The organism is Actinoalloteichus spitiensis RMV-1378 (assembly GCF_000239155.1).
In the GTDB taxonomy this organism is placed as follows: domain Bacteria; phylum Actinomycetota; class Actinomycetes; order Mycobacteriales; family Pseudonocardiaceae; genus Actinoalloteichus_B; species Actinoalloteichus_B spitiensis.
The window spans coordinates 1-1107 of record NZ_AGVX02000728.1; the positions used below are offsets into that span (position 1 = coordinate 1).

The following is a 1107-nucleotide window of genomic DNA, read 5'->3' on the forward strand; positions in this document are numbered from 1 at the left end:
GGCTTGCCCGGGTCACCCGGGTCGCTGGGGTCACCCGGCTTGCCCGGGTCACCCGGGTCGCTGGGGTCACCCGGCGAGCACGGTGCGCACGGCTGGCCCGGCCGCCCCGGCGCCGGGTCCACCGGAGTCGGGTCGGCGGGGCAGGGCTCACACGGCGCGCAGCCGCGACATCCTTCGTCGGCCCCCGACGTATCCGAGATCACGACGTCGATGAGCGCGTGGACGACCTTGTCGCCGACCAGGTGGACCAGGTCCCCGACGCTCTTCAACGCGGCGATCTCGTCCGCCAGCAGGGTCACCTCGTAGCGCCCCTCGATCGAACGGCTGATGGCGTCCAGGTCCTCGGCCGTCGCGCCGAGGTCCCTGACCAGGTGGAGGGAGTCATCGATCTCCCTCCTGGGAACGGCCAGCTGCGCGGAGATGGCGCTGTGCACCTCCTCCCGTACCTCGTCCAGCAGAGGTTCTCTGGGACGGGCATCGTGCCTCGCACCCGCGGAACCCGCGTCAGACCGTGGCGAGGTCGTCGCCGACCCCGACACCGTGGTGCCCGCGACCTCCACGGCCGGCACCTCGGCCGCCGACGACGCGAGGGGCGCCAGGAACATGCTCGACGCGGCCGCCGCCACGGCCACAGGTGCGCTCCGTGATAACCCGGCTTCCACGCCAAGGGGTGAGCTTTGATAACACTGGTGGTGACCGTGCAGGGCCACCACCAGGCACTTCCCGGTGACACCAGCGGGCCCACCTTTGAGGAAAACGATTTCCACATATCGGACAACGCCTGCCCGGCCGGCGCGCCTGCGGTCGCGAGGCGACGGGACAGCACTGCGCTGCCGAACTCGTCCGCCATCCGCTGCGCCCGTCGTGGTGCCGTCGCACGGCGCACCGCCCGAGCCCGGTGCGCGCCGTCGTTCACCGCCACCAGCCGGCCCGCACCGGTGCTCGTCCGGCTCGTGCTCCTCGCTGGAGGGATGAGCGGCAGGACGGGGACGCGAACCCCGGGCGGGCGTTGGCGAGGAACCGGCGGGCCGAGGAACGGGACGCGGCGCGGCCCACGGCGGCGTGCACGGCCGCCGGGGCGGCGCCGGGAACGCGGGGCCAACGGGC

The 1107-nt window shown here is 73.5% G+C and carries 2 protein-coding genes; both read right to left on the minus strand.

Going from position 1 to position 1107, the window contains the following annotated elements:
* Nucleotides 1–434 (minus strand): acyl carrier protein (locus tag ACTIDRAF_RS34115; RefSeq protein WP_483446992.1); only part of this gene is annotated, 434 nt, incomplete at its 3' end.
* A 478-nt stretch (nt 435–912) separates the two neighbouring features.
* On the minus strand, nt 913–1107 hold a 195-nt coding region (locus ACTIDRAF_RS34655; protein ID WP_211215423.1), incomplete at its 5' end, for a hypothetical protein.